This window comes from Hungatella hominis, assembly GCF_014288005.1.
GTDB classification, from domain to species: Bacteria; Bacillota; Clostridia; order Lachnospirales; family Lachnospiraceae; genus Hungatella; species Hungatella effluvii.
On the sequence record NZ_JACOPB010000053.1, the window covers coordinates 1 to 2,380 of the forward strand.

At 42.6% G+C, this 2,380-nt stretch carries 3 protein-coding genes; all 3 read left to right on the forward strand.

Going from position 1 to position 2,380, the window contains the following annotated elements; genetic code table 11:
- Nucleotides 1-74: 74 nt before the first annotated feature.
- From H8S75_RS32180 to H8S75_RS32190, 3 genes are read left to right on the forward strand one after another with little or no spacing between them, the layout of a single operon-like run.
- A complete protein-coding gene (locus H8S75_RS32180; RefSeq protein WP_187024950.1) occupies nucleotides 75-512 on the forward strand; it encodes a VRR-NUC domain-containing protein in 438 nt (145 codons plus the stop codon).
- Nucleotides 509-1,288, forward strand: coding sequence for a ParA family protein (locus H8S75_RS32185; RefSeq protein WP_187024951.1), 780 nt, complete (start codon nucleotides 509-511; stop codon nucleotides 1,286-1,288). The genes H8S75_RS32180 and H8S75_RS32185 overlap by 4 nt, the downstream gene beginning before the upstream one ends.
- Nucleotides 1,289-2,308: a ParB/RepB/Spo0J family partition protein gene (locus H8S75_RS32190; protein ID WP_187024952.1), complete on the forward strand. Its 1,020-nt coding sequence runs from the start codon at nucleotides 1,289-1,291 to the stop codon at nucleotides 2,306-2,308. It abuts the gene before it with no gap.
- Nucleotides 2,309-2,380 lie beyond the last annotated feature (72 nt).

Consider the following 2,380-nt stretch of genomic DNA (forward strand, 5'->3'; position numbering starts at 1 on the left):
TTTAAAAACAATGAAATATGAAGAGATATTATTCCAGAGAAAGGGCCTGGACTGGAATGGAGAAAGGAAGACGAATGACCAGAGGAAATGTATTACGCAGTGAAGGGACAGAGCAGGAAAAAGTAATCTCATGGTGTTATTATCATGAACCGCAGTATCCTGACCTCAAATGGATCTATCACTGTCCGAACGGAGGCAGCAGGAATAAGACAGAGGCTGTAAATCTGAAACGACAGGGAGTTAAATCAGGAGTACCAGATTTGCACCTTCCTGTATCTCGGAGCCGATATATTGGATTGTATATAGAACTTAAGTATAACAAGGGGCGGTTACAGCCTTCCCAAATAGAATGGCTTAACGGCCTTCAGGCAGTAGGGCATTTTACCTGTACGTGCTATGGTTTTGATAATGCAATAAAAATTATTGAGGAGTATATAAATCTGAGTGCTGGTACTGAAATGTCAGTACCTAATGGAGCCATACTAAAGCAGGAAGGGAATGGGATTGTATGAGGATTATAAGTATTATAAATCTGAAAGGCGGTGTAGGAAAGACATTCACTGCCGTGCAAATTGCGTATTTATTGAATCGGAAATACTCCGCACGTATTTTACTACTGGATAATGATAAACAGGGCAATCTATCCAAGGCATATAGCACCTATCGACGGGCTGGGCTATGCCAGACGGCCAGGCTTCTGATGGGGCTGGAAACCGCAGAGATGGTAAGACAACGGACGGAGTGGGACGGAATTGATATTATATCCGCTAATATGTCCTTGCTATCAGCCACAGTGCAGTTACAGGGGGAAGGAGCACTGGATCAGTGCAGCAGATACAGGAGCCTGCAAGGCGCTTCTGATGAGGCAGGGAATTTGTATGACTATGTAATTATAGATAATCCTCCGGATATTGGTTTGAATGTTATTAATGCATTAGCAGTTACTGATGATGTAATTGTCCCCATAAAGATAGACCAGTGGGCGCTGGAAGGCATGGATATTATTACAGAGCAGATTGAAGAAATACGCTCAATTAACCCTAAAATAAATTTTACAGGCGCTCTTGTCACCATGTACCGTAATAATGATACGAATGTCAGCGGCGTGGACTGGCTTAAACTGGATAAGGTAAGGCTATTTAATACCTGCATTAGATATAGTGAGAGAGCAGCAGAGAGTACCTTTTTTCAGCAGCCGGTGCAGTTATATAGCCCGCGCAGTGCCGTAGCAAGAAGCTACAGACAGTTTGTTGAAGAATATGTTCAGATGATAGGGGAGGAGAAGTAAATGGCCGTATCTGGAAAATTTAGCTGCCTGGATTTGATCAGTAAAGCCGCTAGGGAGAGCACGGAAGCGAAGACAACAGAGTACACAGAGATATGGCTAAACCCTTTGACGGTAAAAGAATCTCCTCAAAACACTCATAAAGAGTGTAAAAATATCGAGCAGTTAGCAGATTCATTTCTTCTTACCGGTCAGGAGCAGCCAACGGTACTAGCTCGAGTTAATGGAGAATTTCGGATCGTTGACGGACACCGCAGAAACAAAGCAAATATCCTGTTACTGGAAAAAGGGGATAAGCGTTTTGAAAAAGTCAGATATTTTTATAAAGACATGACAGAAACTATGTATGAACTATCACTGTTAGTGGGAAATGGTTTCACTCAGGATTTAACTCCATATGAAAAGACGGAGTTAGCTGGAAGGCTGAAAAGTGCACTTAAAAAAGCAAAAGAAGCCGGGGAAATTGAATTGCATGGCAGTCTTAGAGCCTTGGTGGGGGAAATCATTGGAGAAACATCAGGACAGATGGGGAGAATGGAAAAAATCAACAACAGCTTAATAGAGGAGGCGAAAGAGCAGTTCCAGGCTGGAAACATTGGAATTTCAGCTGCCTATGAAACAGCAAGACTACCAGAGGCGGAACAAAAGAAGATAGCAGAGCAGGCGGCAACAGACAAAGTGGAAGCAAAAGACATAGCGGCAATGGTAAAGGAAAGGCAGCAGAAGGCAGCAGATGAGAAAAAACTTAATGAGACAGTAAAAAGGGCGGAAAAAGCCGCAAAGAGGGCGGAGAACGCTCAGATCGGAGCCGCGCAGGCCAGTTTACAGGCTAAGCGTTCAGCAGAATCAGCAGATCAAAGTGCAGGCTTTACGGGAATGAATCCCCCTGAGTTGTCCGAATCGGACATAGAAAATGAAGCAGTATACACTTTGCAGGAACTTATCATACTGGCAAAACAAATTACATATAACGAACTGCTTGTGTTACAAGACATTTTGATGAAATGTAATAACAGGGAATAGGAAAGGAGAGAACCTCGAAAGTATTAAAAATCTATTATATCGGTAAATGGAATTGATAATCTGAAATGTGAG